The organism is Enterobacter cloacae complex sp. P38RS (assembly GCF_014930775.1).
In the GTDB taxonomy this organism is placed as follows: Bacteria; Pseudomonadota; Gammaproteobacteria; order Enterobacterales; family Enterobacteriaceae; genus Enterobacter; species Enterobacter bugandensis.
The window spans coordinates 19,911-44,982 of sequence record NZ_JADBRS010000022.1; the positions used below are offsets into that span (position 1 = coordinate 19,911).

Here is a 25,072-nt window from a genome sequence, read left to right on the forward strand (position 1 = left end):
TCATCAAGCCTGACGTAAGTTCTGCGCCGCCTTCACCATGTTGGCGAGCGCCGCACGCGTCTCCGGCCAGCCGCGGGTTTTCAGGCCGCAGTCCGGGTTTACCCACAGGCGTTCTGCCGGGATACGCTGGGCAGCTTTCCTCAGCAGCGCTTCAATCCACTCCACGCTCGGCACGTTCGGGGAGTGAATGTCATATACGCCCGGCCCAATTTCGTTCGGGTAGTCGAACTCTTCAAACGACTCCAGCAGCTCCATGTCTGAACGCGAGGTCTCGATGGTGATCACGTCTGCATCCAGCGCGGCAATCGAATCCATGATGTCATTAAATTCGCAGTAACACATATGGGTGTGGATCTGGGTGTCGTCCTTCGCCACTGCGGCGTTGATGCGGAACGCTTCCACGCCCCACTGCAGGTAAGCATCCCAGTCGCTGCGGCGCAGCGGCAAACCTTCGCGCAGCGCCGGTTCGTCAATCTGGATGATGCCAATCCCCGCCGCCTCCAGATCCGCCACTTCATCACGCAGCGCCAGCGCGATCTGTTTGGCGATGGTTTCACGGGTCACGTCTTCGCGCGGGAACGACCAGCAGAGAATGGTCACCGGGCCGGTCAGCATGCCTTTTACCGGCTTGTCGGTCAGGGACTGGGCGTACTTCGCCCACTCCACCGTGATCGGTTCCGGGCGGCTGACGTCCCCAATGACCACCGGCGGCTTCACGCAGCGGGAGCCGTAGCTCTGCACCCAGCCATTCTGGGTAAAGACGAAGCCGTCCAGGTGTTCACCGAAGTATTCGACCATGTCGTTACGCTCGGCTTCGCCGTGCACCAGCACGTCCAGCCCGAGGCGTTCCTGCTCGATAATCGCCTGCTTGATGTGTTCCGCAATGCCGGTGCGGTAATGATTCGCGTCCAGATTGCCCTTTTTGAAGTCCAGACGCAGGCCGCGGATCTCGGTAGTTTGCGGGAATGAACCGATGGTCGTGGTCGGCCACGCGGGAAGATTGAAGCGGGCGCGCTGGGCTTCGGCACGTACCTCGTACGGGCTCTGACGCTGGCTGTCCCGGGCGGTGATGGCCGCCAGACGTTTTTCTACCGCCGGGTTGTGCACGCGAGCCGAGTGACGACGCGCCTGAATCGGTGCGCTCCAGTCGGTAATCGCCGCCGTGTCGCCGCTGTTGAGCGCGTCGCGCAGCAGTGCCAGCTCTTCACATTTTTGCAGGGCGAAGGCAAACCAGCTTTTCACTTCAGGGTCGAGACGGGTCTCCACGCTCAGATCGATCGGACTGTGCAGCAGCGAGCAGGATGAAGCCACCCATAGCTCACGTTTGCCGACGATGTCTTTAATTTGGGCGTATTTCTCGGTCAGATCGGCGCGCCAGACGTTACGGCCGTTGACCAGACCGGCGGAGAGCAACCACTCCTCAGGCAGGCGCTTGTGCAGCTCTGCGACATCGTCCTTACCGTGAACCAGGTCAACGTGCAGGCCCTGAACCGGCAGCGCGGTGATAGTGTCGAGGTTCGGCGTCACGCCCTCGAAATAGGTGGTCAGCAGCAGCTTCACCTGGCCGGTGAGCGCGTCATACGCCGGTTTAAAGGCATCGAGCCACTCCTGCGGCAGCTCCAGCACCAGCGCGGGTTCGTCGATTTGCACCCACTGAATGCCGCGCTTGCCCAGCTCAATCAGCACCTGCTTATACACCGGCAGAATATCGTTCAGCAGGCTGAGGCGGTCAAATTGTTCGCCCTTCACTTTACCCAGCCACAGGTAGGTTACCGGCCCCAGCAATACGGGCTTCACCTGGTGGCCCAGCGCCAGCGCTTCATCCACTTCGTCCAGAAGCTGCGTCCAGGTCAGCGTAAACTGCTGACCTTTGACGAACTCCGGCACCATATAGTGATAGTTGGTGTTAAACCACTTGGTCATTTCCGCCGCTGCCGCTGGCTCACCCGTTGGCGCGCGGCCACGGCCGATGCGGAACAGGGTGTCGATATCCACCGATCCATCTTTGTTCTGATGACGAGCCGGCACGTTGCCCAGCAGCAGGCTGGTCGTCAGAACATGGTCGTACCAGGCGAAATCGCCCACCGGCAGCAGGTCAATACCCGCCTGTTTTTGCTGATCCCAGTGACGGGCGCGCAGCTCCCGCCCCACCGCCAGCAGTTCTTCAAGGGAGGCGTTGCCCGCCCAGTAGCTTTCTTGCGCTTTTTTCAGCTCGCGACGCAGGCCAACGCGAGGAAAACCGAGAGTGTGAGTGCGGATTGTCATGGTATGCCCCTTGTGAAATTTGTTATTTAGACGTCCAGATGTTTACACATCTATAATTGGCAGGTACTGTATATTCCTCAAGCGCAAAATGTTCATGGCGGAGTGAAGGACTTTCATGATCGAGATTAAACACCTGAAAACGCTACAAGCGTTGCGGAACTGCGGTTCGCTCGCGGCGGCGGCGGCCACGCTGCACCAGACCCAGTCCGCCCTTTCTCACCAGTTCAGCGATCTGGAACAACGCCTCGGATTTCGTCTATTTGTGCGTAAGAGCCAGCCTTTGCGCTTTACGCCGCAGGGTGAAATTCTTCTTCAACTGGCGAATCAGGTACTGCCGCAGATCGCCAGCGCGCTGCAGGCGTGTAACGAGCCGCAGCAGACCAAACTGCGGATCGCCATTGAGTGCCACAGCTGTATTCAGTGGCTGACCCCTGCGCTTGAGAACTTCCGCCAGAAGTGGCCGCAAGTGGAAATGGACTTTAAATCCGGCGTGACGTTCGACCCGCAGCCCTCGCTCCAGCAGGGCGAGCTGGATCTGGTGATGACGTCCGACATCCTGCCGCGCAGCGGCCTGCACTATTCGCCGATGTTTGATTTTGAGGTGCGTCTGGTGCTGGCGCCGGACCATCCGCTGGCGGCCAAAACGCGCATTACGCCGGAAGATCTGGCGACAGAAACGCTGCTGATTTACCCGGTTCAGCGCAGCCGCCTGGATATCTGGCGTCATTTCCTGCAGCCGGCAGGCATCAGCCCGCAGCTGAAAAGCGTGGATAACACCCTGCTGCTGATCCAGATGGTGGCGGCCAGCATGGGTATCGCGGCGCTGCCGCACTGGGTGGTGGAGAGCTTTGAACGCCAGGGTCTGGTGGTCACCAAAACCCTGGGGGAAGGACTGTGGAGCCGGCTGTACGCCGCCGTGCGCGATGGCGAGCAGCGTCAGCCGGTTACGGAGGCGTTTATTCGCTCAGCGCGGAACCACGCGTGCGACCATCTTCCGTTTGTGCGGAGCGCGGAGCGACCCAGCGGCGATGGACCCACAGTGAAGCCAGGATCACCGCCCCCCCAATAAGGAAGCTCGGCCAGTGCGGCTGTTCCTGCCAGATGGCAAGGTTCACCAGCAGCCCCGCCGGGACGTGCACGTTGTTCATGATCCCCAGCGTACCGGCGTCTACCTGCGTAGCGCCGTAGTTCCACATAAAGTACCCCAGCCCCGATGCCACCACGCCCAGCCAGACCAGAACGCTCCACTGCACGGTGGTGGTCGGCAGCTTTTGCGGGTTGCCGAGCATAAACCACGCCGCCACCGCGACGATCGCCGCGCCCATATAGAACCACGCAAACGCGTTGTGCTGCGGCATCGGGCGGGTTTCCATCAGGCGTTTGTAGCCCACCATACCAATGGCAAAGCTGATGTTGGCAAGCTGGACGAACATCAGCCCTGTCCAGAAGTGATCGCTCACTTTGTCGTAGCGAATGATCGCCGCGCCAATAACCGCCAGCGCGGCGCTTAGCAGATATCCCCAGCGCAGGCGGCGCCTGCTGAGCAGATCGTAAATCAGCGTGATATAGAGCGGCGTCAGCACGGTAAAGAGCAGGAATTCGGAGACGGACAGGTAGACGTAAGCCCGGAAGCTGAACAGATACATGATGCCAAGCTGCATCGCCCCCACCAGCATGTACAGCAGAATGGTTTTCAGCGATTGCCCGCGCGTGCGCAGGAACGGCAGGAACACCAGCGCCGCCAGCCCCACGCGCATCAGCACCGAGAAGTAACTGTCGACCGAACCGGCAAGGTATTCGCCAATCAGGCTAAAGGAGAAGGCCCACAGGATAGTGGTGATAATGAGTAGCGCCACAATGCTTGTCTCTCAGAAAGAAGGACAGGCATTGTAGCGAACTCTTTAGTTGACAACTGAACAATAAACAACCGAATGAAGATTATTCAAGGAACAGTTTGCGCAGGTATTTCGGTACCGCGTTGTCTGCGTTGGTGCCGATGACTTCCAGCTCCGGATGCAGATCCTTCAGACGCTGGTGCGCGTTTTCCATGATGCAGCCTTTGCCCGCCATAGAGAGCATCTCGGCGTCGTTCATGCCGTCGCCAAAGGCGATACAGTCTTTAAGCGCGAAGCCCAGACGTTTCGCAACCGCTTCGAGCGCGTGACCTTTAGAAACGCCGCCCGCCATCACTTCCAGACAGGTCAGGGTAGAGAAGCTCACGTTGACGCGATCGCCCCAGCGGGCGTTGATCGCCTGCTCAAGCGGCAGCAGCTCTTCGTGGCTGTCGCAGGTGAAGAACACCTTGCTGATCCCCTCTGGATCCAGCAGGCCCGGCTCATACAGGGAGTAGTTGAATACCGCTTCCTTGAAGAAACGCATTTCATCCGGGCGGTGGCGGTTCATGAACCATTCGTCGTCACGGTATACGTTGGTGACGATAGCCGGATTGTTATGCACCACGCCGAAGAGATCGGCGGCAATATCGCGATCCAGGTTATGGGTGAAGATCAGGTTGCCGTCGGTATCATGCACGCGCGCACCGTTGGAGGTGATCATGTACGACTTGATCTCCAGATTATCGCGGATCTGCCCCACGTCCACGTGGTGGCGGCCGGTAGCGAACACAAAGTTCACGCCACGGGCGGTCAGAAGCTTTAAGGTCTCTTTCGCATAAGGCGACAGGGTGTGGTCGGGGGAAAGCAGCGTGCCATCTAAATCAGATGCAACAACCTGGTACATAGGAAAATTTAACCTCAATAGAAAATCAGTTATGCCGGTCGAAAAACTCGACGATGGCGTTAAGCGCGACTGAGCGCATAGCGTCCTTTTCAAAAAGGATCTCATGGTACGCGCCGTTGATGACCAGCGGTTTACCCCCTTCACAAGGGTGACCGGCGGCAGCGCGCAGTTCACAATAGCGGTCATGCATGCGGTTATCCACCACACGCTCTTCTTCCGCCTGAATCAGAAGCGTCGGCGTGTCATCATCACCTACGCCTGCCAACACCTGCTCACCGGCCAGAATACCCTCACGCACCCAGTGCCAGGTTGGGCCGCCGACGCGCAAGCGCGGTTCATCGGCATAAAAGCGCAGGTTGCGGCGATAGCGCTGCCGACTGTGGGTTAAGACGTTGATGGCGAACGGCAATGCGCGCCAGCGTCCGGTTCCGATGGCATAGCCTTCACGAATGCGCTGATGGCCCTCAGCCCAGTCGAGAAGATGGCGCACCATCCAGTCGGGAAAACGAATGACAATACCGTACATCGGCGCGGTGAGCGCAATGGCGTCGCACTGGTGCTCATACCGCTGCAAAAACAGCGTCGAAATGGCGCCGCCCATGGAGTGCGCAAGGATGTACCGCTTGCGCCAGGGGCCGGGCTGAACTTCCTGCTGCCAGAACGCGGCAAAATCGTCGACATAATCGCTGAAGTGATCCACATGCCCGCGGTGCGTATCCGGCAGCATGCGCCCGGACAGCCCCTGTCCACGGTGGTCGATGATCAGCACGTCAAACCCCATGTTGACCAGATCGTAGGCCAGTTCGGCATATTTAACGTAGCTTTCGATACGCCCGGGGCAGACCACGATCACCCGGTCATTTTTTTCATTGCGGAAGCGAACGAAGCGCACCGGGATGCCACCGACGCCCGTAAACTCGTCTTCCTCACGCTGCCGCCAGAAATCGGTCAGCGGCCCCATTGAGAAAGCAGCAAACGCGTTTTCTCGTGTTTCCCAGTCCTTTTTCTGCTGAAACATTGGGTTTCCACTCACGTAATCCAGGGAATATCGTTTTTTTTCGTCACTGGTCACAAAATGACTCAACAATAGCGTATTGTGGCATAAAAATAGACGGTTCGGGAGCTTCAAATGACCTTCGAGTGGTGGTTCGCCTACCTGCTGACATCAATCATCCTTAGCCTTTCACCCGGCTCTGGCGCCATTAACACTATGACCACTTCCATCAACCACGGCTATCGCGGTGCGGCGGCGTCCATTGCCGGTTTACAGACCGGGCTCGGCATTCATATTGTGCTGGTGGGGATTGGTCTGGGGACGCTGTTCTCTCGTTCGGTGCTGGCGTTTGAAGTGCTGAAGTGGGCCGGTGCGGCGTATCTGATTTGGCTCGGTATCCAGCAGTGGCGCGCGGCAGGCTCGATTGACCTGAATACGCTCTCCAGGACGCAAACGCGCGGCCATCTGTTTAAGCGCGCGGTGTTCGTGAACCTGACGAACCCGAAAAGCATTGTGTTCCTCGCCGCGCTGTTCCCGCAATTTATCGTGCCACATCAGCCCCAGGTGATGCAGTACGTGGTGCTGGGAGCGACCACCATCATCGTCGATATCATCGTGATGATTGGTTACGCGACGCTGGCGCAGCGGATAGCGGCGTGGATTAAAGGGCCTAAGCAGATGAAGGCCCTGAATAAAGTCTTTGGTTCGCTGTTTATGCTGGTTGGCGCGCTGCTTGCGTCAGCGCGTCATGCTTAGCGAGAAATGATGAGATGAATGCCGAAGCCGGCGAACAGCGCGCCGGCAAAGCCGTCGATCCACTTCGCGATGCGCTGATAGCCGCGGCGCATCGCCGGTAAGGCGAACAGGCTGGCAACAATAGTGAACCAGGCGAACGTCTCAACAACGATCAGCAGGAAGATCCCCCAGCGCGCGCCTGCGCCGACGCTGTCACCCACAAACAGCGAGAACACGGATCCGAAATAGATAATCGCTTTCGGGTTTGCCAGGTTAGTCAGGAGCCCTTTTACAAAGCTGCGGCCGCCCGTTGCCAGCTCTACCTTTGGCTCTTCCGGTTTTTTCTCTTCTTTCTTCAGCGCCCCGCGCAGCATCTGGTAGCCCATCCAGCACAGGTACAGCCCGCCGCCAACCATAATGATGTTATGCAGCCACGCCATCTTCGCCAGGATCAGGTTCAGACCGAGCAGCGCGACCGCCGCCCAGACCATAACGCCCATGGTAATACCGAGCACGCCCATCATCGCTTCTTTGCGGGAGCGGCTGACGGCAGTTTGCGACACGAAGAAAAAGTCTGGTCCAGGGCTCATCAGCGCAACGATGTGCACTAACGCCACGGTGAGAAATAGCATTAACATAATTAGCTCGCGGGGAAATAATTCAGTGAGTCATCATCCTGGCACTTTTTCGCCCGTCTGACTACTCCTCATCATCACCATCGGCGTGAGAGCGGATAAGCGCCATAAACTCTTTACCAAAGCGCTCCAGCTTGCGCGTGCCGACGCCGTTGACGCTGAGCATCTCGCTGGCGCTGAGCGGCATCTGTTCCGCCATCTCAATCAGCGTCGCGTCGTTGAACACCACGTATGGCGGGATGTTCTCTTCGTCAGCGATAGCTTTACGCAGCTTGCGAAGCTTGGCAAACAGCTTGCGGTCATAGTTACCGCCGTAGGATTTCTGCATCACGCGCGGCTTGAGGGCAACCACGCGCGGCACGGCGAGCTTGAGCTCAACATCACCGCGCAGCACCGGACGCGCTGCTTCGGTCAGCTGTAGCGCGGAGTGCTGGGCAATGTTCTGTGTGGCAAAGCCGAGGTGGATCAGCTGACGAATAATGCTGACCCAGTGCTCGTGGCTCTGATCTTTACCGATGCCGTAAACCGGCAGCTTGTCGTGGCCCATGTCGCGGATACGCTGGTTATTGGCACCGCGCAGTACTTCCACCACGTAGCCCATCCCGAAGCGTTGATTCACGCGGTAAATGGTCGAGAGCGCTTTGCGCGCGTCCATCAGGCCATCGTACTGCTTTGGCGGATCGAGGCAGATGTCGCAGTTGCCGCACGGCTCCTGTCGCCCTTCACCAAAGTAGTTGAGCAGCACCAGACGGCGGCAGGTTTGCGCTTCAGCGAAGGCACCCATCGCGTTGAGCTTGTGGCGCTCAATGTCCTGGAGTTGTCCCTGCGGCTTCTCTTCCAGACAGCGGCGCAGCCACGCCATATCGGCCGGATCGTAAAACAGCATCGCTTCCGCAGGCAGGCCGTCACGGCCGGCGCGGCCGGTCTCCTGATAGTAGGATTCGATATTGCGTGGAATGTCGAAATGCACCACAAAGCGCACGTTCGGCTTGTTGATGCCCATCCCGAACGCCACCGTCGCGACCACGATTTGCAGGTCGTCGCGCTGGAATTTCTCCTGCACGTCGGCGCGGATGTGGTTCTCCAGCCCGGCGTGATATGCGGCGGCGCTAAAGCCACGGTTTTGCAGACGCGCGGCGGTGTCTTCCACCTTCGCACGGCTGTTGCAGTAGATGATACCGGACTTGCCGCGCTGCTCCTGAACGTAGCGCAGGAGCTGGTCCAGCGGCTTGAATTTTTCCATCAGCATGTAGCGGATGTTCGGGCGGTCGAAGCTGCTGACCTGAATATACGGGTCGTTCAGCCCCAGCAGGCGAACGATATCCAGGCGCGTGGTGTCATCCGCCGTGGCGGTAAGCGCCATAAACGGCAGTTCAGAGAAGCGCTGACGCAGCTGGCCGAGGGCGGCGTATTCCGGACGGAAATCGTGTCCCCACTGGGAGATACAGTGCGCTTCATCCACCGCCAGCAGGACCGGGTTCCAGTGCGCGAGATGGTCGAGGAAGTTATCCAGCATCAGGCGCTCTGGCGCGATATACAGCAGGCGGATCTGCCCGGTACGGCACCCGGCCATCACCTCTTGCTGCTGCTCCCGGGTTTGGGTCGAGTTAAGACAGGCCGCCGCCACGCCGTTGGCGAGCAGCTGGTCAACCTGGTCTTTCATCAGGGAAATGAGCGGGGATACCACGACCGTCAGGCCGTTCAGCACCAGCGCGGGCACCTGATAACAGAGGGATTTACCGCCGCCGGTCGGCATCACCACCAGGCAGTCTCGGCCTTCCAGCACCGCTTCAATGATGGTTTCCTGGCCAGGGCGGAACTGCTGGTAGCCAAAGGTTTCATGCAAAACCTGTTTAGCCAGCGACTCCTGATTCAATACTTCCGCCTGCGCCACGTTAACCCCATTTGCGAAAAATAAAACAGGCGCTATTTTCAGCGCCTGAGAGAGAAACTTCAACGTTTAACGCAAAAACATTCGAGCAGCTTAGAGAATATCGTTCAGCATTACGCCCACGCCAACGCGAGTCTGATTGAAGTTGTAGTCGATCAGCGACTCGCCGTAGCCGCTATACACCTGGGTATAGAGACGCACGTGCTTCGTCACCGGGTAGCTCAGACCGAGCTCCGCACCGCCGTAGCCGGTGTTCCAGTTGTACTGCCCCTTCGCGCTCAGCACGGCTTCACCTAACTGGTAGCCAACTTTGAGCTGGTAGTAGCCCATATATTTGGTGATATCCGGGTTGTCATCGGTGCTGCCGAGCACATACCACGGCTTCACTTCCACCATCCAGTTACCGTTCTGCGCCATCAGGCGCGTATAGGCGCGGTTCCAGCTACGGGAGGTTGGATCGGAACGTCCGTTAGAATCATGGTTAAAGCCCACTTCGACGTCGCGCAGCGTCCAGCCAGCAAATTCATAATCCGTTGCGAAGCCGAGGAAAAGCTGCGGCTCATAGTTGGTTTCACGGAACGGTGAAGATTCGCCGCTGTTGGAGAGCTGCCACCAGGATTTCTGCGTATAAGACGCGCCGAGCACCGAGTTTGGCCCCAGAATACCGCGCCAGAACGGGAACGCGAGGCTAAGCTGGAACTTCACCTCATCCTTACGCGCATTATCAGACCAGTTATAGGAGCTTATCGCTTCTTTGTTGAGATCGCTGGTTTGGGTATAAATCACGTAGTTCGTGTCATACGGGTAGAGCGTGAACGGATTGTCATGCTCCTGCAGCATATTGGCGATAATGCTGCCCTTAACGGCAGGTTTATCATGGACTTCTTTAATCGTCGCTTCCTGCGCATATGCTGTGAGGGGCAGCGCAACCGCCGCCAGTAACCAGGCCAGATACGTCCGCATCGGTGGTGTTCTCCTGCAAAGAGTAAAATTACCTGAATAGTTATGAGGCGAACATTCTACAGACTTCTGCGATAACTGCTGCATCCTCGTTTCTGAAAGTGGAATTCCTTATTGCTGAAGCATAAAATCAACATTTCATTAACAATAAGGATGTAATGCCTCATGTCAGCCATGCTTACCGCCGAAGAAGTGTTAAAACTCGTGGGCGAGATTTTTGTTTACCACATGCCGTTTAACCGTGCACTGGGTCTTGAGCTGGAGCGTTATGAGAAAGAGTTTGCCCAGCTGAGTTTCAACAACCAGCCGATGATGGTGGGTAACTGGGCGCAAAGTATTCTGCACGGCGGGGTGATTGCCTCCGCGCTGGACGTGGCGGCAGGCCTGGTCTGCGTGGGCAGTACGCTGACGCGCCATGACACCATCAACGAAGATGAACTCCGCCAGCGTCTGGCGCGCATGGGCACCATTGATTTACGCGTCGACTATCTTCGCCCGGGGCGCGGAAACCGCTTTACCTGCACCAGCAGCCTGCTGCGTGCCGGGAACAAAGTTGCCGTTGCCCGCGTTGAGCTGCATAACGAGGAGCAGGTTTATATTGCCAGCGCAACCGCCACTTATATGGTGGGTTGAGGCGGCAAATTCGGGTAAAATTGATTCACTTTTTTGTCACGGATTTTCCCGATGGATGCTAAACAGACGCGGCAGGGCGTTTTACTCGCCCTTGCCGCTTATTTTATTTGGGGTATCGCCCCGGCGTACTTCAAATTTATCGCCTATGTTCCGGCCGACGAGATCCTCACTCACCGCGTCATCTGGTCGTTCTTCTTCATGATCGCGCTGATGAGCATCAGCCGTCAGTGGTCCGGCGTTAAAACGCTGCTGCAAACCCCTAAAAAGGTCTTCCTGCTGGCGCTTTCTGCGGTGCTGATTGGCGGCAACTGGCTGCTGTTTATCTGGGCGGTGAATAACCACCACATGCTCGAAGCGAGCCTGGGGTACTTCATTAACCCGCTGGTGAATATCGTGCTGGGGATGATTTTCCTCGGCGAACGCTTCCGCCGGATGCAGTGGGTGGCGGTGATTCTGGCCTTCTGCGGCGTACTGGTGCAGCTGTGGACGTTTGGCTCGCTGCCGGTTATCGCCCTCGGTCTGGCGTTCAGCTTTGCTTTTTACGGCCTGGTACGTAAGAAAATCGCGGTGGAAGCGCAAACCGGGATGCTGTTTGAAACCCTGTGGCTGCTGCCGGTGGCGGCGATCTATCTGTTCGGTATCGCCGACAGCGCCACAAGCCATATGGGCAGCAACCCGTGGTCGCTGAACCTGATGCTGATGGCGGCGGGCGTAGTGACCACCATTCCGCTGCTGTGCTTCACCGGTGCGGCAACGCGCCTGCGCCTCTCCACGCTGGGCTTCTTCCAGTACATTGGCCCGACGCTGATGTTCCTGCTGGCGGTGGTGTTTTACGGCGAAGTGCCGGGTGCGGATAAGATGGTGACCTTTGCCTTTATCTGGGTGGCGCTGGCGATTTTCGTCGCCGATGCGATTTATACCCAGCGCAGAACCCGCAGAGGAATGTAGGTGTTTTGTAGGGCGGGTAAGCGCAGCGCCACCCGCCAGATTTTACAGCCAGTTCCGACGCTTAAAGTACAGATATGGTGCCAGCCCGGCGAGGATCATAAAGATAATCGCCCCCGGGTAGCCAAAGCTCCACTTCAGCTCCGGCATAAACTCAAAGTTCATCCCGTAGCTGGACGCCACCAGCGTCGGCGGCAGGAACACCACGGACACTACCGAGAAGATCTTGATGATGCGGTTCTGCTCGATGTTGATAAAGCCCATCGCCGCCTGCATCAGGAAGTTCACCTTCTGGAACAGGGATTCGTTGTGCGGCAGCAGGGATTCGATATCGCGTAAGATCTCACGCGCCTGCTCCAGCTGACCGCCCGGCAGACGCGCCTTGCGCACCAAAAAGTTCAGCGCGCGCTGGGTATCCATCAGACACAAACGCACCTTCCAGCCGATATCTTCCAGCTCTGCCAGCGTCGAAAGCGCTTCGTCGTACTCATCCCCCTGATGGCCTTCCATGATCACGCGGCTCAGCTTTTCCAGATCGCTGTAGATGTTTTCAATTTCGTCCGCCAGCTGTTCAATTTTAGTTTCGAACAGATCGAGCAGCAGCTCGTAAGCGTTGCCGTCCACCATCGCCTGGCTGCGGGCGCGCATGCGGTAGAGACGAAACGCCGGCAGTTCGCGTTCACGCAGAGTAAACAGACGACCGTCGCGAATGGTAAACGCCACGGTGGAGTTGCCCGCGTGATCTTCCGCATCTTCAAAGAAGAAGAAGGAGTGAATGTGCAGGCCGTCTTCATCTTCAAAGAAACGCGCGGAGGCTTCGATGTCTTCCAGTTCCGGGCGGGTTGCCAGGCTTTGCCCCAGCTCAGATTGTACGCGAAGGCGTTCATCGTCGTCCGGCTCGACCAGATCCACCCATACGGCATCAATGAGGGGCTGTGACTCTTCGGCTTCAAGCCGAGTCAGTCGGTTATTTTCGAGTTGAAATGCGCTCAACATGACCGGGACTCCCAATGCAAAAAATATCGGACAGTTCGGTGGGCACACAGAAACAAATTGGGTTTCAGACCATTAAACAGCCTGACTCAGCGCGACGGGAATAATGCAGTCGCTGACAACCACTAAGGCCATCAGCATGAGGAGATAGCCTTAGGAGTTGTTCCTGGATGACAGGGAATTGAGCCAGTATCTACTGGGTGTGTCCAAGGCGAATGTCCTCTTAGCGTAATCGTGCGCGCATGTTACGCCAGCAATAACTGTGGCGTCAACACGCAACGGAACGCTGAAGGGCATTAATTGACCTTCACTGTATAAGGCTAGCAGATTATTGCAAAATAATGATATTTTTCTGAATGTTAGACTGTTTCCAGCTTCGCGTAGGCCGCCACCAGCCATTTGATCCCCTGCCCCTGGAACGCGACCTGCAGGCGGCTGTGCTCGCCGCTGCCTTCCAGATTCACAATGGTACCTTCGCCAAACTTCGAATGGCGCACGCGCTGGCCCAGCTTGTAGCCGGTGTCGGTTTCAGAGATCGGCGAGCCCATGCGCGGATGGCTAACCGGACGGCTGATGCTGGCGCGCAGACGTACCTCTTCCACGCACTCTTCCGGCAGTTCGCCGATGAAGCGCGACGGTCGGTGATAGACCTCTTTGCCGTACAGACGGCGGGTTTCGGCGTAGGTTAGCGTCAGCTTCTGCATCGCTCGCGTCACGCCCACGTAAGCCAGACGACGTTCTTCTTCCAGACGCCCGCCTTCATCCAACGACATCTGGCTTGGGAACATGCCCTCTTCCATGCCGACGATAAACACCTGCGGGAACTCCAGACCTTTGGCGGAGTGCAGGGTCATCAGCTGAACCGCGTCCTGCCAGGTGTCCGCCTGCCCTTCACCCGCCTCCAGCGCGGCGTGAGAGAGGAACGCCTGCAGCGGCATCAGGTCTTCGTCTTCTTCGTTGTAGCTGAACTGGCGCGTTGCCGTGACCAGTTCCTCTAAGTTCTCTATACGGGTCTGCCCCTTTTCGCCTTTTTCCTGCTCGTACATGGTACGCAGCCCGGAGTCTTTAATCACCCGGTCGGTCTGCACGTGCAGCGGCATGTCGGCGGTTTCCTGCGCCAGGGCATCAATTAATTCCAGGAAGCGCTGGAGCGCGCTGGCCGCACGTCCGGCGAGGGCTTTTTCCTGCAGCAGCTCGCGGCACGCCTGCCACAGCGTCAGCTGGCGATCGCGCGAGGCCTGGCGCACCACGTCCAGCGTACGGTCGCCAATCCCGCGGGTCGGCGTGTTCACCACGCGCTCAAACGCCGCGTCGTCGTTGCGGTTGGCGATCAGGCGCAGATACGAAAGCGCATCTTTGATCTCCTGACGTTCGAAGAATCGCATGCCGCCGTAAATGCGGTACGGCATGCTCACCTGCAGCAGCGCCTCTTCCAGCACGCGCGACTGGGCGTTGCTGCGGTAGAGAATGGCGCACTGCTCCAGCGCGCCGCCGTTGTCCTGCCAGGTTTTGATGCGGTTCACCACGAAGCGCGCTTCGTCGAGCTCGTTGAAGGCGCAGTAAATCGAGATCGGTTCGCCGTCGACGCCGTCGGTCCACAGCTTTTTGCCCAGACGCCCGTTGTTGTTCTCAATCAGGGCGTTGGCCGCGCTCAGGATGTTGCTGGTTGAGCGATAGTTCTGCTCCAGACGGATGGTTTCCGCGCCGGGAAAATCGTTGAGGAAGCGCTGGATGTTCTCCACCTGCGCGCCGCGCCAGCCGTAGATCGACTGGTCGTCATCGCCCACGATCATCACCTTGCCGGTATCTCCGGCCAGCAGGCGGATCCACGCGTACTGGATGTTGTTGGTATCCTGGAATTCGTCCACCAGGATGTTGGTGAAGCGTTCGCGGTAGTGCTGCAGGATATGCGGTTTGTTGAGCCACAGCTCGTGGGCGCGCAGCAGCAGCTCGGCAAAATCCACCAGGCCGGCGCGGTCGCACGCTTCCTGATAGGCCTTATAGACGTTCTGCCAGGTCTGCTCGACCGGGTTACCGAAGCTCTGAATGTGGTGCGGGCGCAGACCTTCGTCTTTCTGACCGTTGATGTACCACATCGCCTGACGCGGCGGCCACTGCTTCTCGTCGAGGTTCATCGCCTTGATCAGGCGCTTCAGCAGGCGGAGCTGATCTTCGCTGTCGAGGATCTGGAAATCCTGCGGCAGGTTAGCGTCCATATGGTGCGCGCGCAGCAGACGGTGCGCCAGGCCGTGGAAGGTGCCAACCCACATGCCGCCCTGGCTGGTGCCCATCAGCTGGGCGATACGGTGACGCATCTCCGCCGCCGCCTTGTTGGTAAACGTCACGGCCATAATCGAGTACGGTGAGCAGTTTTCCACGCTCTGCAGCCAGGCGATACGGTGAACCAGCACGCGTGTCTTACCACTCCCCGCCCCAGCCAGAACCAGCAGGTTGGTGCGCGAGGCGGCAACCGCGTCACGCTGTTTGTCATTAAGGCTGTCGAGCAGGTAAGAAACGTCCATTGGCACCGTCACGTCATGTCGGGCAGGCAAATGTTTCCACTCGCCAAAACCCTGTTAATTTATACAGAACAATTGATGATTATATCAGCGTCGTGAGGGATGCCAACCGCGAAATTTCCACGTGCGGCAGAAGACGGCTGTCTGTTGCGGTCATCAGCTCCGCATTTTCTGGCTTGATCCAGCAGGCCTGCATGCCACAGCGGATGGCACCCGCCACGTCGGTGGTCAGGTCATCGCCCACGTGCAGGATCTCACCCAGCGGCAGGTTAAGCTTCTCCGCTGCCAGATGGTACATGTCGCTGAACGGCTTCGCGCGCCCGTGCGGACCCGCGCGCAGCACGAATTCAAAATAATCGCTGAGGCCAAACAGCTCCGGCTGGGCATTGCCGTTGGTGATGGCCACCAGCGGCCACTTTTCGGCAAGCTTCGCCAGCGTGTAGTGGGTTTCCTGCGGCACGTCGATGCGGCTACGCCATTTGGCGAAGTTTTCCATTGCCGCTTCGGCACCGACGGCGGCATCCTGTGCGCTCAGACCCGCGTTCAGCATCGCCTGCTCAACCGCGCGACGACGCCATTCGGTCACGTCGTGGTAAATGTCCGGCTCGGTCTCTCGCAGGGACTGGCGCAGCTTCTGGAAGTCCTTGTTCTGCATCGCCTTCAGCGCGGGATGGTAGTTCTGCACAAACGCCAGCGACTCCTGCTCGGTACGCAGGATCACCTCGCGGTTGTCATAAAGGGTGTCATCAAGGTCAAACGTCAGGGCTGAGATCTGACCGAGTGGGCGGTAAAAACGCATTATTTCCCCCGTTTGGCGCGTGGATGCGCCGCGTCATACACCGAGGCAAGGTGTTGGAAGTCTAAGTGGGTATAGATTTGAGTGGTCGACAGATTCGCGTGGCCAAGCAGTTCCTGTACGCCACGCAGATCGCCGCTCGATTCCAGCATGTGTGTCGCAAAGGAGTGGCGCAGCTTGTGGGGATGCACGTGGCTGTTCAGCCCCTGCTTGATGCCCCACTCCGCAAAGCGCTTCTGCACGTTACGCGCGGAGATCCGCTTGCCGAGCTTTGATAAAAACAGCGCATCCTCTTCCGCGCCAAACAGGCCGCGCAGATCCAGCCAGTGTTCAATCCAGGAGACGGCGTTGCGGCCAATCGGCAGGCGGCGCTCTTTGCTGCCCTTACCCATCACCCACACTTCGCCGGATTCCAGATCGAGATGCTTTAAGTCGAGGTTCACCAGTTCGGAGAGACGCAGGCCCGCGCCGTACATTACCTCCAGCATCGCGCGGTCGCGCACGGCGAGCGGATCGTTTAGATCGATATCCAGCAGGCGGTTTACGTCGTCGACGTCGATATTTTTCGGCAGATGGCGCGGGGCTTTTGGCGTGGCGATCCCTTTTGCCGGGTTAGCTTTCAGGCCGCCCTGGCTGACCAGCCAGTCGAAGAAGCTGCGCAGGGCAGAGAGCCGGAGCGCAAGGCTCGCCGGGCTAAGATTTTTTTTACGGCTACGCACGACGAACCCGCGTACCGTGGCGGCGTCACATTGTTGCCAGCTTTTCAGGCCGATTTCTTCGGCAATCTGCATGATGGCATCAAGCTGACGCTGATAGTTAAGCAGCGTAATGGGGCTGAGCTGACGTTCCACGCCGAGATAGCGCAGAAACCGCGAGACGTCAGTGGCGAGCAGTCCGTCCGTCATACGCGTTCAATCCAGCGCTCCAGCAGCTCGGGCAGCATCAGGGCGATCTCCTGCAGCAGGTGCGTGGCTTGCCCCTGCTCATAGTGGTGCGCGTCGCGGCTGGTAAATAATATTACCCCCAGGTCGCCATCGCGCCCCATCAGCGACATCGCTACCGAGCCAATCGCTTTGGCTTCCGGCAGCACTACCAGCAGCTCAGGTCCGTTCAGCGGCCCCAGATAGTGATGCTCATGGCCCAGGCGCTGAATGCGCAGCGGCTCAAACGCCTGACGGCTGAGCGCCAGATGGGTGAACCCCGACGGTGCGCCAATGCGCCAGCGGTCAGGGAACAGACGAATCGTTGCGCCTGCCAGCCCCAGCTCGCGCGCCCAGCGGTGGAAGCGGCTGAGAAACTCTTCAAGGCTGTGCGCCGAGGCCAGACGCGCCTGCAGGTGCAGAAGGCGATAGAACAGGCTTTCGTTGGTGCTGGCCTGCTCCATCAGCAGCGTCATGTTCTCTTCAAGCTGGTTGATGTGGTTACGCGCGCGCGCCATGTGCCATTCAACCAGCGACACGGTCCCGCGAACCGGATGCGGCACGCGCATTCGTTCGACGACGCGTGCATTGCGAATAAAAAACTCAGGATTGTTCAGCAGATAATCAACAACAGCGCTGTCGTCCAGTTCCGTCACTGTTTCCTGCAGTTCTTCCCCTGGTTGTTTCATAGATGGATAAACCCGTCATAAACATGTGTCGCCGGGCCAGTCATGTACAGTGGATGACCCGCTCCTTTCCAGGCGATATCAAGACGCCCGCCCGGTAATTCCACGCGAACCTCTTCTGCCAGTAACCCCTGGGAGATACCGACGGCCACCGCCGCACAGGCGCCGCTTCCGCAGGCCTGGGTTTCGCCCGCGCCGCGCTCGTAAACCCGCAGACGGATGTGTTCACGCTTCACCACCTGCATAAAGCCGATGTTCGCCCGCTCCGGGAACCGCTCGTGGCTCTCCAGAACCGGACCGAGCGTTTCGACCGCCGCGGTTTCCACGTCATCCACCTGAATCACGCAGTGCGGGTTACCCATCGAGACAACGCCGCACAATACTGTCTGCTCGGCCGCCCGCATAATATAGGTCTTTTCCGCTTTGTTTGCGCGAAACGGCACGGCGGAAGGCTCGAAGTTAGGCTCGCCCATATTGACGCGCACCAGTTCATCGTCGGTAACGCTGAGCACCATACGACCGTTGGCGGTACTGACGCGGATATCGCGCTTATTGGTGAGCCCTTTCAGGCGGACAAAGCGGGCGAAACAGCGCGCGCCATTGCCGCACTGGTTAACCTCACTGCCGTCAGCGTTGAAAATACGGTAGTGGAAATCGAGGTCAGGATCGTAGGGCGGCTCAACCACCAGCAGCTGATCGAACCCCACGCCCACGTGCCGATCCGCCAGGCGGCGGATCAGTTCCGGGGAGAAAAACACATTCTGCGTTACCGCGTCGACGACCATAAAATCGTTGCCAAGGCCATGCATTTTAGAGAACTGCATCATTTGCTCCATTGCGCGGGTACAGAACGTTGTCGTCAGAGGTTAACCTGAGTCGGACCGCCGTTATCGCCACGATCGTTAGTCTTTGGCGTGGAAGACTCGATGCCGCTGTTAACCGGTTTTGTCGGCGGCGGCGCGGTTTTATCCGCAGGCGGGAAGTAGAGTGGTCCCTTCAGTCCGCAGCCGGTCAGGCTAAACAGCGTGATGAGAACGGCAAGCGTTCGGAAAGCGTTTTTCATTATAAAGTTGCCCGTAAGTTCAAATCTGTTTCTATCATCGCAGGAGAAGACACAAAAGCAAGAGTTTGCCGCTTTCCTGCAACGGGAATTATTTAGCGTTATACTGCCGCCATCACGAAAAACAGGAACAAAACCATGAACGACAGTGAATTCCATCGCCTTGCCGACACCCTGTGGATGACCATCGAAGAACGTATCGACGACTGGGACGGCGACAGCGATATCGATTGTGAAATCAACGGCGGCATTCTGACCCTGAGCTTCGAAAACGGCAGCAAAATTATTATTAACCGTCAGGAGCCGCTTCACCAGGTGTGGCTGGCGGCCAAACAGGGCGGCTATCACTTTGATTTGAAGGGTGACGAGTGGGTTTGCGATCGCAGCGGCGAAACGTTCTGGGATCTGCTGGAACAGGCGGCGACCGCGCAGGCGGGCGAGGACGTGAGTTTCAGGTAGTTTTGTTGCCCGGTGGCGGCTGCGCCTTACCGGGCGAAAAGCCTCAGGAGAAATACTGCTGCAACAGCGGTGCGGTATCCTGATTCGCAGGCGCCGCAGGGGTAATCGCCTGCGTACGGAACGGGATCACCTGCGCTCGCCCATCCACGTTCACAATCTGGTAGAACTGCGGCAGGTTGAAGTTGATAAAGCTGGAACCGTAGGTGAAACGGTCATGCGAGGAAGAGTAGAAGCGGCTGACGTCGCGCACCAGCTCCTCTTTGCTGCCTTCACAGTGGTGATACACCTCGGCGCGGTTGGTCTCATCCAGAATGTAGATGTTGAACCCGGCATCGTCGCCCGACTCTTCAAAGAAGAACTGAATAATCCCTTCACTGGCAAAGCCATCCACCACCTGCGGCAGCTTGACGTGGTTGGTTTCCACCTGAACCGACAGGCCGTGCAGCTTGTTATGCGAAATCGCGCCGTAGAACTCGATGGCGTTTTCCAGCTTCTGCACCGACACGTTCAGACGCTCGAAGAACAGGCCCCACGTCTGCCCGGAGACGCGCAGCGCTTTAAAGCGCCCGGTTTCCTGACGGGTGCTGGAGAGGCGCAGTTCGATGCATTCAGAGACCAGCTGCTGCACGCGGGTACGAATCAACCCACGCAGATGCTGGCTGTAGCAGAACACTTCCACGCTGTCCGGCGGCGCGGCATCCTGGTGCATCTTGCCGAGAATGGTTTTCAGCGCTTCAATCATCGCCTGCTCGCCGTTGAAGTGCAGGGTACGCACTTCGTTCCACGAGTTGCGGTACAGCAGGTCTACGCTGCCCACCAGGCAGTTTTGCTGCTCGCCAAAGCTGAAGACGTCCAGCTTGCGGAAGTCAAAATGGACTACCTGATTGCGGAAGGCCGCCGTCGGGTCGTACTCCAGGTTAACGATGATTGCCAGGTGACGGATCTCGCACGGGCTGTAGAGCGCTTTTGGCGTCGGCGCAGGCAGACGCAGCGGGAAGTGGTGCGAGACATCCGCCACCATCTCCTGCAGCTTGGCTAAATCGACAACCTCATTGCCTTTGATAAACAGGCGCGTGCGCGAGGTCAGCAGGCCGTTAAACCAGGCCCACGCCACCAGCTTGTTCAGATAGCGGTTATATTCCAGCGGCTGATGGCTGATAATCGAATCCATGCTTGGCGCACGGTTGTACAGATACCACCCGGTCCGGTTCGCGCGGCCCGGCGGCACATAGATAAAGGTCAGGTTTGGTTCAGACAGGTCAGGCGAAATCTGCGGGTTAACCAGGGTCACTTTGCCCGGCAGCGCTTCAAACGCGGCGTACAGCTTACGGGTTAACACCCCGATATCCTGCGGGCTGGCGGAGACGCTAAGATTATTGCGGCGCGCAAAGCGGATCAGGTTACGGTAGCTTTGCATCATCGCGTCGAGCAGTTCGTTGTGCGCTTCACGCACCTGATCGATTTTCCAGTTGGCCCGGTTGTCGAGCATGGACAGACGCGCTTCGTCCCATCCCCACTCTTTTACTAACTGACTGACCACTTCACGACGCCAGCCCACGCAGGCGCGCTCGCGGCTCAACTTCTCACAGACTTTGAGATAGAAACATCGACGCACCAGGTCAAGACGCGTGGTGTCATCAATGGCTTTCAGGTATTCGGTAACGCGCTCCAGCATCATGCAGTAGGCGTCGAGCCCGTAGGAGACAATCTCGCCATCGTGCAGGCGCTGCTTGATATCTTTCGCCAGCAGGCGCGGCGTAGGGTATTCCCACGAGTAGGCTTCAAGCAGCAGGGTTTTCAGCACCGCTTTGTACGGTGAATCAATGCTCTTGTAGAGCTGCCAGAGGCTTGCGCCAAAGTACTCTTCGGCGGACAGGGAGCTGAGGCCGCCCAGATCCAGCCATTCGTTTGGCGTCAGTACGCCCTGCGCGTAAAGCGACATGACGTAGTCGTCGTAATGCTCTTCTTCTTCGCACGGGACCATATTCCACAGAATACGCTTCCCGGCCAGACGAACGGCAGTACGGTAAAATTCATCCAGCAACAGGATGTGCTGAGTCGAGCCGCAGTCCTCACCACCCAGACTGCCGCTTTCATTATGGCGGAAACGGTTTTCATCAATCAGGAAGAAGCTCACTTCCACGCCAAGCGAGGCCGCCCAGCTTTCCAGCAGGCTGCATTTACGCTGCAGCAGCTGGCGCTCTTCGTTATCGAGCCAGGATTGATGGCAGACCCAGATATCCAGATCCGAAGAACAGCTCTGCCCTACCGATGAGGTGCTCCCCATCGAGTAAACGCCGGTAATCGGCAGTTCACCTTTCGGAGAAACCTGAGGCGGCATGCCGCGGTAGAGTTCCAGCTCGTTCAAATAATGCTGTTGGGTTTCATCAGGCGTGAAGAGGCAAATGCCCTGGGGAACGTTACCATCAAGGTAGCCAGGCATCAGCGGGTGGTGATAGTGCAATAATGTCGGCAGCAGACTGTATACCTGCTGGAAAGCAGGGCCCATGGCAGCAAGCGCGCGATCCACACGCAGTTGATTTATGGCATCCAGTCTCTGTTTCAGAGTCTCAATATAGAGGTACAAGACGTATCGCCTGATGTTTCCGGGTGTCGTAAGCTATTCAAAACACGAATAACAGCGAGCCCGCAGTATTTCAAAAAGATAACCGTTACCCTTTTTTCGCCCTTGTCATTATGGTGGTACCGACGAAAAAATGGTCTAAAACGTGATCAATTTAACACCTTGCCGGTTGACCGTAAAGAAAGATGCGCTACATACAAGTGTAGCACCGTTCTGTACGTGTAAATTCCTGAATACGGCTATGGCTGACGAATACGCCGCCTTGTCCCTCTCACGCTTCATCAACCGTAAAACTGCCATCCCAGAGTCAACAATGTTAGGATGGTTAGCGATTGATAATGACGGTAACAAGCATGTTAGACAATGTTTTGAGAATTGCCACACGCCAAAGCCCTCTCGCGCTCTGGCAGGCACATTATGTTAAGCAGCGCCTTGAAGCCTGCCACAGTGGATTGCGCGTCGAGCTGGTGCCGATGGTCACGCGCGGTGACGTGATTCTGGATACGCCGCTGGCGAAAGTGGGCGGCAAGGGCCTGTTTGTCAAAGAGCTGGAACTGGCATTGCTTGAGAACCGCGCCGATATCGCCGTACATTCGATGAAAGACGTGCCCGTCGAGTTCCCGGAAGGGCTGGGGCTGGTGACCATCTGCGAGCGCGAAGATCCGCGTGACGCGTTTGTCTCGAATCACTATGACTCGCTCGACGCGCTGCCGGCGGGTAGCGTGGTTGGCACGTCCAGTTTACGCCGTCAGTGTCAGCTGGCGGAGCGTCGTCCTGACCTTATCATCCGCTCGCTGCGCGGTAACGTTGGCACGCGTCTGGGCAAGCTGGATAACGGCGATTACGATGCCATTATTCTTGCGGTTGCAGGCCTGAAGCGCCTGGGGCTGGAGGAACGCATTCGCGTGGCGTTGCCGCCAGAGCTGTCGCTGCCGGCCGTCGGCCAGGGCGCCGTCGGTATTGAGTGCCGTCTGGACGATGCGCGTACCCGCGAGCTGCTCGCTCCGCTGAACCATGACGAGACCGCAACCCGCGTAAAAGCCGAGCGGGCGATGAATACTCGCCTCGAAGGCGGGTGTCAGGTGCCGATTGGCAGCTATGCTGAATTAACAGACGGTGAACTGTGGCTGCGTGCGCTGGTGGGCGCGCCGGACGGTTCACAGATGGTGCGCGGCGAACGTCGCGGCAAGCCGCAGGATGCCGAAGCGCTTGGCGTGTCGCTGGCGGAAGAGCTGCTGAATAACGGCGCGCGTGAAATTCTGGCCGAGGTCTATAACGGAGAACCCCCTGCATGAGTATTCTTGTCACCCGCCCTTCTCCCGCAGGAGAGCAGTTAGTGAGCCGTCTGCGCGCACTGGGGCAGGTGGCCTGGAGTTTTCCGCTCATTGAATTCTCCCCCGGTCGGGAGCTCTCTGCGCTCGCCGACCAGATGAATACCCTGCAGGAAGGCGACCTGCTGTTTGCGCTATCGCAGCATGCCGTGGAATTTGCCCATGCGCAGCTGCAACAGGCGGGGACACGCTGGCCGACCGCTCCGCGCTATTTCGCTATCGGCAGAACCACCGCGCTGGCCTTACATACCGTGAGTGGAACAGACGTTCGCTACCCGTTGGATCGGGAAATCAGCGAAGTCTTGCTACAATTACCTGAATTACAAACTATTGCCGGAAAGCGCGCGCTCATTTTGCGCGGCAACGGTGGCCGCGAACTGCTGGGTGAAACGCTGCGGGAACGCGGGGCTGACGTGACGTTTGTTGAGTGCTACCAGCGCTGTGCGAAACACTACGACGGTGCAGAAGAGGCGATGCGCTGGCACGCGCGCGGTATTAATACGCTGGTGGTCACCAGCGGTGAAATGTTACAACAGCTTTGGTCGCTGATACCGAGTTGGTATCGCGAAAACTGGTTACTCCGCTGTCGGCTTCTGGTCGTCAGTGAGCGTCTGGCGAACCTCGCCCGGGAACTGGGCTGGCAGGATATTCGGATCGCTGATAACGCCGACAACGATGCGCTGCTGCGCGCATTACAATAACTCTCAAATGGGAAGCCATAATGACGGAACACGAAAAATCCTCCGCCGTGGTTGAAGAGACCAGGGAGACTGTGGAGACAACGCCACAGCCAGAGACGACTGAGAAAACCGCTGAGAAGAAAAACGGCAGCAATAAAACCAGCCTCGCGCTGAGCGCGATTGCCATCGCCATTGCGCTGGCAGCAGGCGTCGGCCTGTATGGTCTGGTAAAGCAACAGAGTGCTAACCAGACGGCCACCAGCGATACGCTGGTCAATCAGCTTACCTCCCTGCAAAAAGCGCAGGAAACGCAGAAAACCGAGCTGGAAGCGGTGATTAAGCAGCAGGCCGCCGCGCTTGCCGAGGCGAACAGCAAACAGGAAGAGCTGACCAAACAGCTGGGCGAAGTACAGCAGAAAGTCGCCACGATCTCCGGCACCGATGCCAAAACCTGGCTGCTCTCGCAGGCCGATTTCCTCGTCAAACTCGCCGGGCGTAAGCTGTGGAGCGATCAGGACGTGACCACCGCCGCCGCGCTGCTGAAAAGCGCCGATGCGAGCCTGGCCGACATGAACGATCCGAGCCTCATTACCGCGCGCCGTGCGATTACCGAAGATATCGCCAGCCTCTCCGCCGTTTCACAGGTGGATTACGACGGCATTATCCTCAAGGTGAACCAGCTTTCGAATCAAATAGATAATCTGCAGCTGGCGGATAACAATGACGACGACTCCCCGATGGACTCTGACGGTACCGAGCTGTCCAGCTCCCTGAGCGAATGGCGCATAAACCTGCAGAAAAGCTGGCAGAACTTTATGGACAGCTTCATCACCATCCGCCGTCGCGATGAAACCGCCGTACCGCTGTTAGCGCCGAATCAGGATATCTATCTGCGCGAAAACATCCGTTCCCGCCTGCTGGTCGCGGCGCAGGCCGTGCCGCGCCATCAGGAAGAAACGTACAAACAGGCGCTGGATAACGTCTCGACGTGGGTACGCGCCTACTACAACACCGATGATGCAACGACCACCGCCTTCCTCGAAGATATCGACAAGCTGAGCCAGCAGAACATCACCATGAACGTGCCGGATAAACTGGCCAGCCAGCCGATTCTGGAGAAGCTGATGCAGACGCGCGTGCGTAACCTGCTGGCGCAGCCGGGCGTTCCGGCCGGGCAGACCGGCACAGCGCCGGCAGCGGCGGCAGCGGCGGCACCAGCGCCAGAAAGCGCGCCACAGGGAGAGTAA

General features: G+C 58.1%; 24 protein-coding genes. 8 read left to right on the forward strand and 16 right to left on the reverse strand.

Features of this window, described 5'->3' with window-relative positions; genetic code table 11:
• Positions 1–3 precede the first annotated feature (3 nt).
• The gene (gene metE / locus IM303_RS20775) at positions 4–2,265 is read right to left on the reverse strand and encodes a 5-methyltetrahydropteroyltriglutamate--homocysteine S-methyltransferase (protein ID WP_193360224.1); all 2,262 of its coding nucleotides are present in this window, start codon (positions 2,263–2,265) and stop codon (positions 4–6) included.
• Positions 2,266–2,380: 115 nt separating this feature from the next.
• Here metE and metR point away from each other — a divergent pair, with 115 nt between their 5' ends.
• Complete coding sequence (gene metR / locus IM303_RS20780) at positions 2,381–3,334, forward strand: HTH-type transcriptional regulator MetR (RefSeq protein WP_028014783.1); 954 nt, start codon at positions 2,381–2,383, stop codon at positions 3,332–3,334.
• On the opposite strand, the gene IM303_RS20785 is transcribed toward metR, so the two are convergent.
• The 3 genes from IM303_RS20785 to pldB form a co-directional block, all read right to left on the reverse strand.
• Positions 3,222–4,121: a carboxylate/amino acid/amine transporter gene (locus tag IM303_RS20785; protein ID WP_032644934.1), complete on the reverse strand. Its 900-nt coding sequence runs from the start codon at positions 4,119–4,121 to the stop codon at positions 3,222–3,224. The two genes, metR and IM303_RS20785, sit on opposite strands and share 113 nt — an antisense overlap.
• 82 nt (positions 4,122–4,203) lie before the next feature.
• On the reverse strand, positions 4,204–5,004 hold the full coding sequence (yigL, locus tag IM303_RS20790; protein WP_028014784.1) for a sugar/pyridoxal phosphate phosphatase YigL: 801 nt from the start codon (positions 5,002–5,004) through the stop codon (positions 4,204–4,206).
• A gap of 25 nt (positions 5,005–5,029) precedes the next feature.
• Positions 5,030–6,022: a lysophospholipase L2 gene (pldB, locus tag IM303_RS20795; protein WP_041911835.1), complete on the reverse strand. Its 993-nt coding sequence runs from the start codon at positions 6,020–6,022 to the stop codon at positions 5,030–5,032.
• A 111-nt stretch (positions 6,023–6,133) separates the two neighbouring features.
• On the opposite strand from pldB, the gene rhtB reads away from it, so the two are divergent.
• A complete protein-coding gene (gene rhtB / locus IM303_RS20800; protein ID WP_028014786.1) occupies positions 6,134–6,754 on the forward strand; it encodes a homoserine/homoserine lactone efflux protein in 621 nt (206 codons plus the stop codon).
• Here the strand turns inward: rhtB and rhtC are convergent.
• From rhtC to pldA, 3 genes are all read right to left on the reverse strand, one after another.
• The gene (gene rhtC, locus IM303_RS20805) at positions 6,751–7,371 is read right to left on the reverse strand and encodes a threonine export protein RhtC (RefSeq protein ID WP_010426287.1); all 621 of its coding nucleotides are present in this window, start codon (positions 7,369–7,371) and stop codon (positions 6,751–6,753) included. The genes rhtB and rhtC overlap by 4 nt on opposite strands.
• 61 nt (positions 7,372–7,432) lie before the next feature.
• Positions 7,433–9,262 (reverse strand): ATP-dependent DNA helicase RecQ, encoded by a 1,830-nt coding sequence (gene recQ / locus IM303_RS20810; protein WP_193360225.1) that lies wholly within the window; start codon positions 9,260–9,262, stop codon positions 7,433–7,435.
• 90 nt (positions 9,263–9,352) lie between these two features.
• Entirely contained in the window at positions 9,353–10,222 is an 870-nt protein-coding gene (pldA, locus tag IM303_RS20815; RefSeq protein ID WP_047362648.1) for a phospholipase A, read from the reverse strand.
• Positions 10,223–10,384: 162 nt separating this feature from the next.
• Here pldA and yigI point away from each other — a divergent pair, with 162 nt between their 5' ends.
• Both yigI and rarD read left to right on the forward strand, forming a co-directional pair.
• Positions 10,385–10,852: an acyl-CoA thioesterase YigI gene (gene yigI / locus IM303_RS20820; RefSeq protein WP_028014789.1), complete on the forward strand. Its 468-nt coding sequence runs from the start codon at positions 10,385–10,387 to the stop codon at positions 10,850–10,852.
• A 51-nt stretch (positions 10,853–10,903) separates the two neighbouring features.
• Positions 10,904–11,800, forward strand: coding sequence for an EamA family transporter RarD (gene rarD, locus IM303_RS20825; protein ID WP_048959726.1), 897 nt, complete (start codon positions 10,904–10,906; stop codon positions 11,798–11,800).
• Positions 11,801–11,842: 42 nt separating this feature from the next.
• Here rarD and corA read toward each other — a convergent pair whose 3' ends face one another.
• From corA to IM303_RS20860, 8 genes are all read right to left on the reverse strand, one after another.
• Positions 11,843–12,793, reverse strand: a complete 951-nt coding sequence (gene corA / locus IM303_RS20830; RefSeq protein ID WP_008501540.1) for a magnesium/cobalt transporter CorA — start codon at positions 12,791–12,793, stop codon at positions 11,843–11,845.
• Between the two features lie 150 nt (positions 12,794–12,943).
• The gene (gene ysgD / locus IM303_RS22310) at positions 12,944–13,000 is read right to left on the reverse strand and encodes a YsgD/CorL family protein (protein ID WP_212743980.1); all 57 of its coding nucleotides are present in this window, start codon (positions 12,998–13,000) and stop codon (positions 12,944–12,946) included.
• A gap of 149 nt (positions 13,001–13,149) precedes the next feature.
• On the reverse strand, positions 13,150–15,312 hold the full coding sequence (gene uvrD / locus IM303_RS20835) for a DNA helicase II (RefSeq protein ID WP_045631335.1): 2,163 nt from the start codon (positions 15,310–15,312) through the stop codon (positions 13,150–13,152).
• Positions 15,313–15,391: 79 nt separating this feature from the next.
• On the reverse strand, positions 15,392–16,108 hold the full coding sequence (yigB, locus tag IM303_RS20840; protein WP_193360226.1) for a 5-amino-6-(5-phospho-D-ribitylamino)uracil phosphatase YigB: 717 nt from the start codon (positions 16,106–16,108) through the stop codon (positions 15,392–15,394).
• Positions 16,108–17,010, reverse strand: coding sequence for a tyrosine recombinase XerC (gene xerC, locus IM303_RS20845; protein WP_032644794.1), 903 nt, complete (start codon positions 17,008–17,010; stop codon positions 16,108–16,110). The genes yigB and xerC overlap by 1 nt, the downstream gene beginning before the upstream one ends.
• Positions 17,007–17,714: a DUF484 domain-containing protein gene (locus IM303_RS20850; protein WP_045260992.1), complete on the reverse strand. Its 708-nt coding sequence runs from the start codon at positions 17,712–17,714 to the stop codon at positions 17,007–17,009. The genes xerC and IM303_RS20850 overlap by 4 nt, the downstream gene beginning before the upstream one ends.
• Positions 17,711–18,535, reverse strand: a complete 825-nt coding sequence (gene dapF / locus IM303_RS20855) for a diaminopimelate epimerase (RefSeq protein ID WP_041911831.1) — start codon at positions 18,533–18,535, stop codon at positions 17,711–17,713. The genes IM303_RS20850 and dapF overlap by 4 nt, the downstream gene beginning before the upstream one ends.
• 35 nt (positions 18,536–18,570) lie before the next feature.
• The gene (locus IM303_RS20860) at positions 18,571–18,774 is read right to left on the reverse strand and encodes a lipoprotein (RefSeq protein WP_041911830.1); all 204 of its coding nucleotides are present in this window, start codon (positions 18,772–18,774) and stop codon (positions 18,571–18,573) included.
• Positions 18,775–18,909: 135 nt separating this feature from the next.
• On the opposite strand from IM303_RS20860, the gene cyaY reads away from it, so the two are divergent.
• Complete coding sequence (gene cyaY, locus IM303_RS20865) at positions 18,910–19,230, forward strand: iron donor protein CyaY (protein ID WP_003860816.1); 321 nt, start codon at positions 18,910–18,912, stop codon at positions 19,228–19,230.
• Between the two features lie 43 nt (positions 19,231–19,273).
• Here cyaY and cyaA read toward each other — a convergent pair whose 3' ends face one another.
• Complete coding sequence (gene cyaA, locus IM303_RS20870) at positions 19,274–21,817, reverse strand: class I adenylate cyclase (protein WP_028014798.1); 2,544 nt, start codon at positions 21,815–21,817, stop codon at positions 19,274–19,276.
• 350 nt (positions 21,818–22,167) lie between these two features.
• On the opposite strand from cyaA, the gene hemC reads away from it, so the two are divergent.
• Genes hemC through hemX form a run of 3 tightly spaced genes read left to right on the forward strand, consistent with a single transcriptional unit; the run spans position 22,168 to position 25,072 of the window.
• Positions 22,168–23,109, forward strand: coding sequence for a hydroxymethylbilane synthase (hemC, locus tag IM303_RS20875; RefSeq protein WP_032644935.1), 942 nt, complete (start codon positions 22,168–22,170; stop codon positions 23,107–23,109).
• A complete protein-coding gene (gene hemD, locus IM303_RS20880; protein ID WP_063155592.1) occupies positions 23,106–23,846 on the forward strand; it encodes a uroporphyrinogen-III synthase in 741 nt (246 codons plus the stop codon). The genes hemC and hemD overlap by 4 nt, the downstream gene beginning before the upstream one ends.
• A 20-nt stretch (positions 23,847–23,866) precedes the next feature.
• Positions 23,867–25,072: a uroporphyrinogen-III C-methyltransferase gene (gene hemX, locus IM303_RS20885; protein WP_193360227.1), complete on the forward strand. Its 1,206-nt coding sequence runs from the start codon at positions 23,867–23,869 to the stop codon at positions 25,070–25,072.

Coding starts and splice junctions, on each gene's coding strand:
- rhtC (WP_010426287.1), bottom strand. CDS start 7,371: ATGTTAATGCTATTTCTCACCGTGGCGTTAGTGCACATCGTTGCGCTG.
- rarD (WP_048959726.1), top strand. CDS start 10,904: ATGGATGCTAAACAGACGCGGCAGGGCGTTTTACTCGCCCTTGCCGCT.
- hemD (WP_063155592.1), top strand. CDS start 23,106: ATGAGTATTCTTGTCACCCGCCCTTCTCCCGCAGGAGAGCAGTTAGTG.
- hemC (WP_032644935.1), top strand. CDS start 22,168: ATGTTAGACAATGTTTTGAGAATTGCCACACGCCAAAGCCCTCTCGCG.
- hemX (WP_193360227.1), top strand. CDS start 23,867: ATGACGGAACACGAAAAATCCTCCGCCGTGGTTGAAGAGACCAGGGAG.
- uvrD (WP_045631335.1), bottom strand. CDS start 15,312: ATGGACGTTTCTTACCTGCTCGACAGCCTTAATGACAAACAGCGTGAC.
- pldA (WP_047362648.1), bottom strand. CDS start 10,222: ATGCGGACGTATCTGGCCTGGTTACTGGCGGCGGTTGCGCTGCCCCTC.
- yigI (WP_028014789.1), top strand. CDS start 10,385: ATGTCAGCCATGCTTACCGCCGAAGAAGTGTTAAAACTCGTGGGCGAG.
- corA (WP_008501540.1), bottom strand. CDS start 12,793: ATGTTGAGCGCATTTCAACTCGAAAATAACCGACTGACTCGGCTTGAA.
- dapF (WP_041911831.1), bottom strand. CDS start 18,535: ATGCAGTTCTCTAAAATGCATGGCCTTGGCAACGATTTTATGGTCGTC.
- IM303_RS20860 (WP_041911830.1), bottom strand. CDS start 18,774: ATGAAAAACGCTTTCCGAACGCTTGCCGTTCTCATCACGCTGTTTAGC.
- pldB (WP_041911835.1), bottom strand. CDS start 6,022: ATGTTTCAGCAGAAAAAGGACTGGGAAACACGAGAAAACGCGTTTGCT.
- cyaY (WP_003860816.1), top strand. CDS start 18,910: ATGAACGACAGTGAATTCCATCGCCTTGCCGACACCCTGTGGATGACC.
- metR (WP_028014783.1), top strand. CDS start 2,381: ATGATCGAGATTAAACACCTGAAAACGCTACAAGCGTTGCGGAACTGC.
- IM303_RS20850 (WP_045260992.1), bottom strand. CDS start 17,714: ATGAAACAACCAGGGGAAGAACTGCAGGAAACAGTGACGGAACTGGAC.
- yigL (WP_028014784.1), bottom strand. CDS start 5,004: ATGTACCAGGTTGTTGCATCTGATTTAGATGGCACGCTGCTTTCCCCC.
- metE (WP_193360224.1), bottom strand. CDS start 2,265: ATGACAATCCGCACTCACACTCTCGGTTTTCCTCGCGTTGGCCTGCGT.
- xerC (WP_032644794.1), bottom strand. CDS start 17,010: ATGACGGACGGACTGCTCGCCACTGACGTCTCGCGGTTTCTGCGCTAT.
- yigB (WP_193360226.1), bottom strand. CDS start 16,108: ATGCGTTTTTACCGCCCACTCGGTCAGATCTCAGCCCTGACGTTTGAC.
- rhtB (WP_028014786.1), top strand. CDS start 6,134: ATGACCTTCGAGTGGTGGTTCGCCTACCTGCTGACATCAATCATCCTT.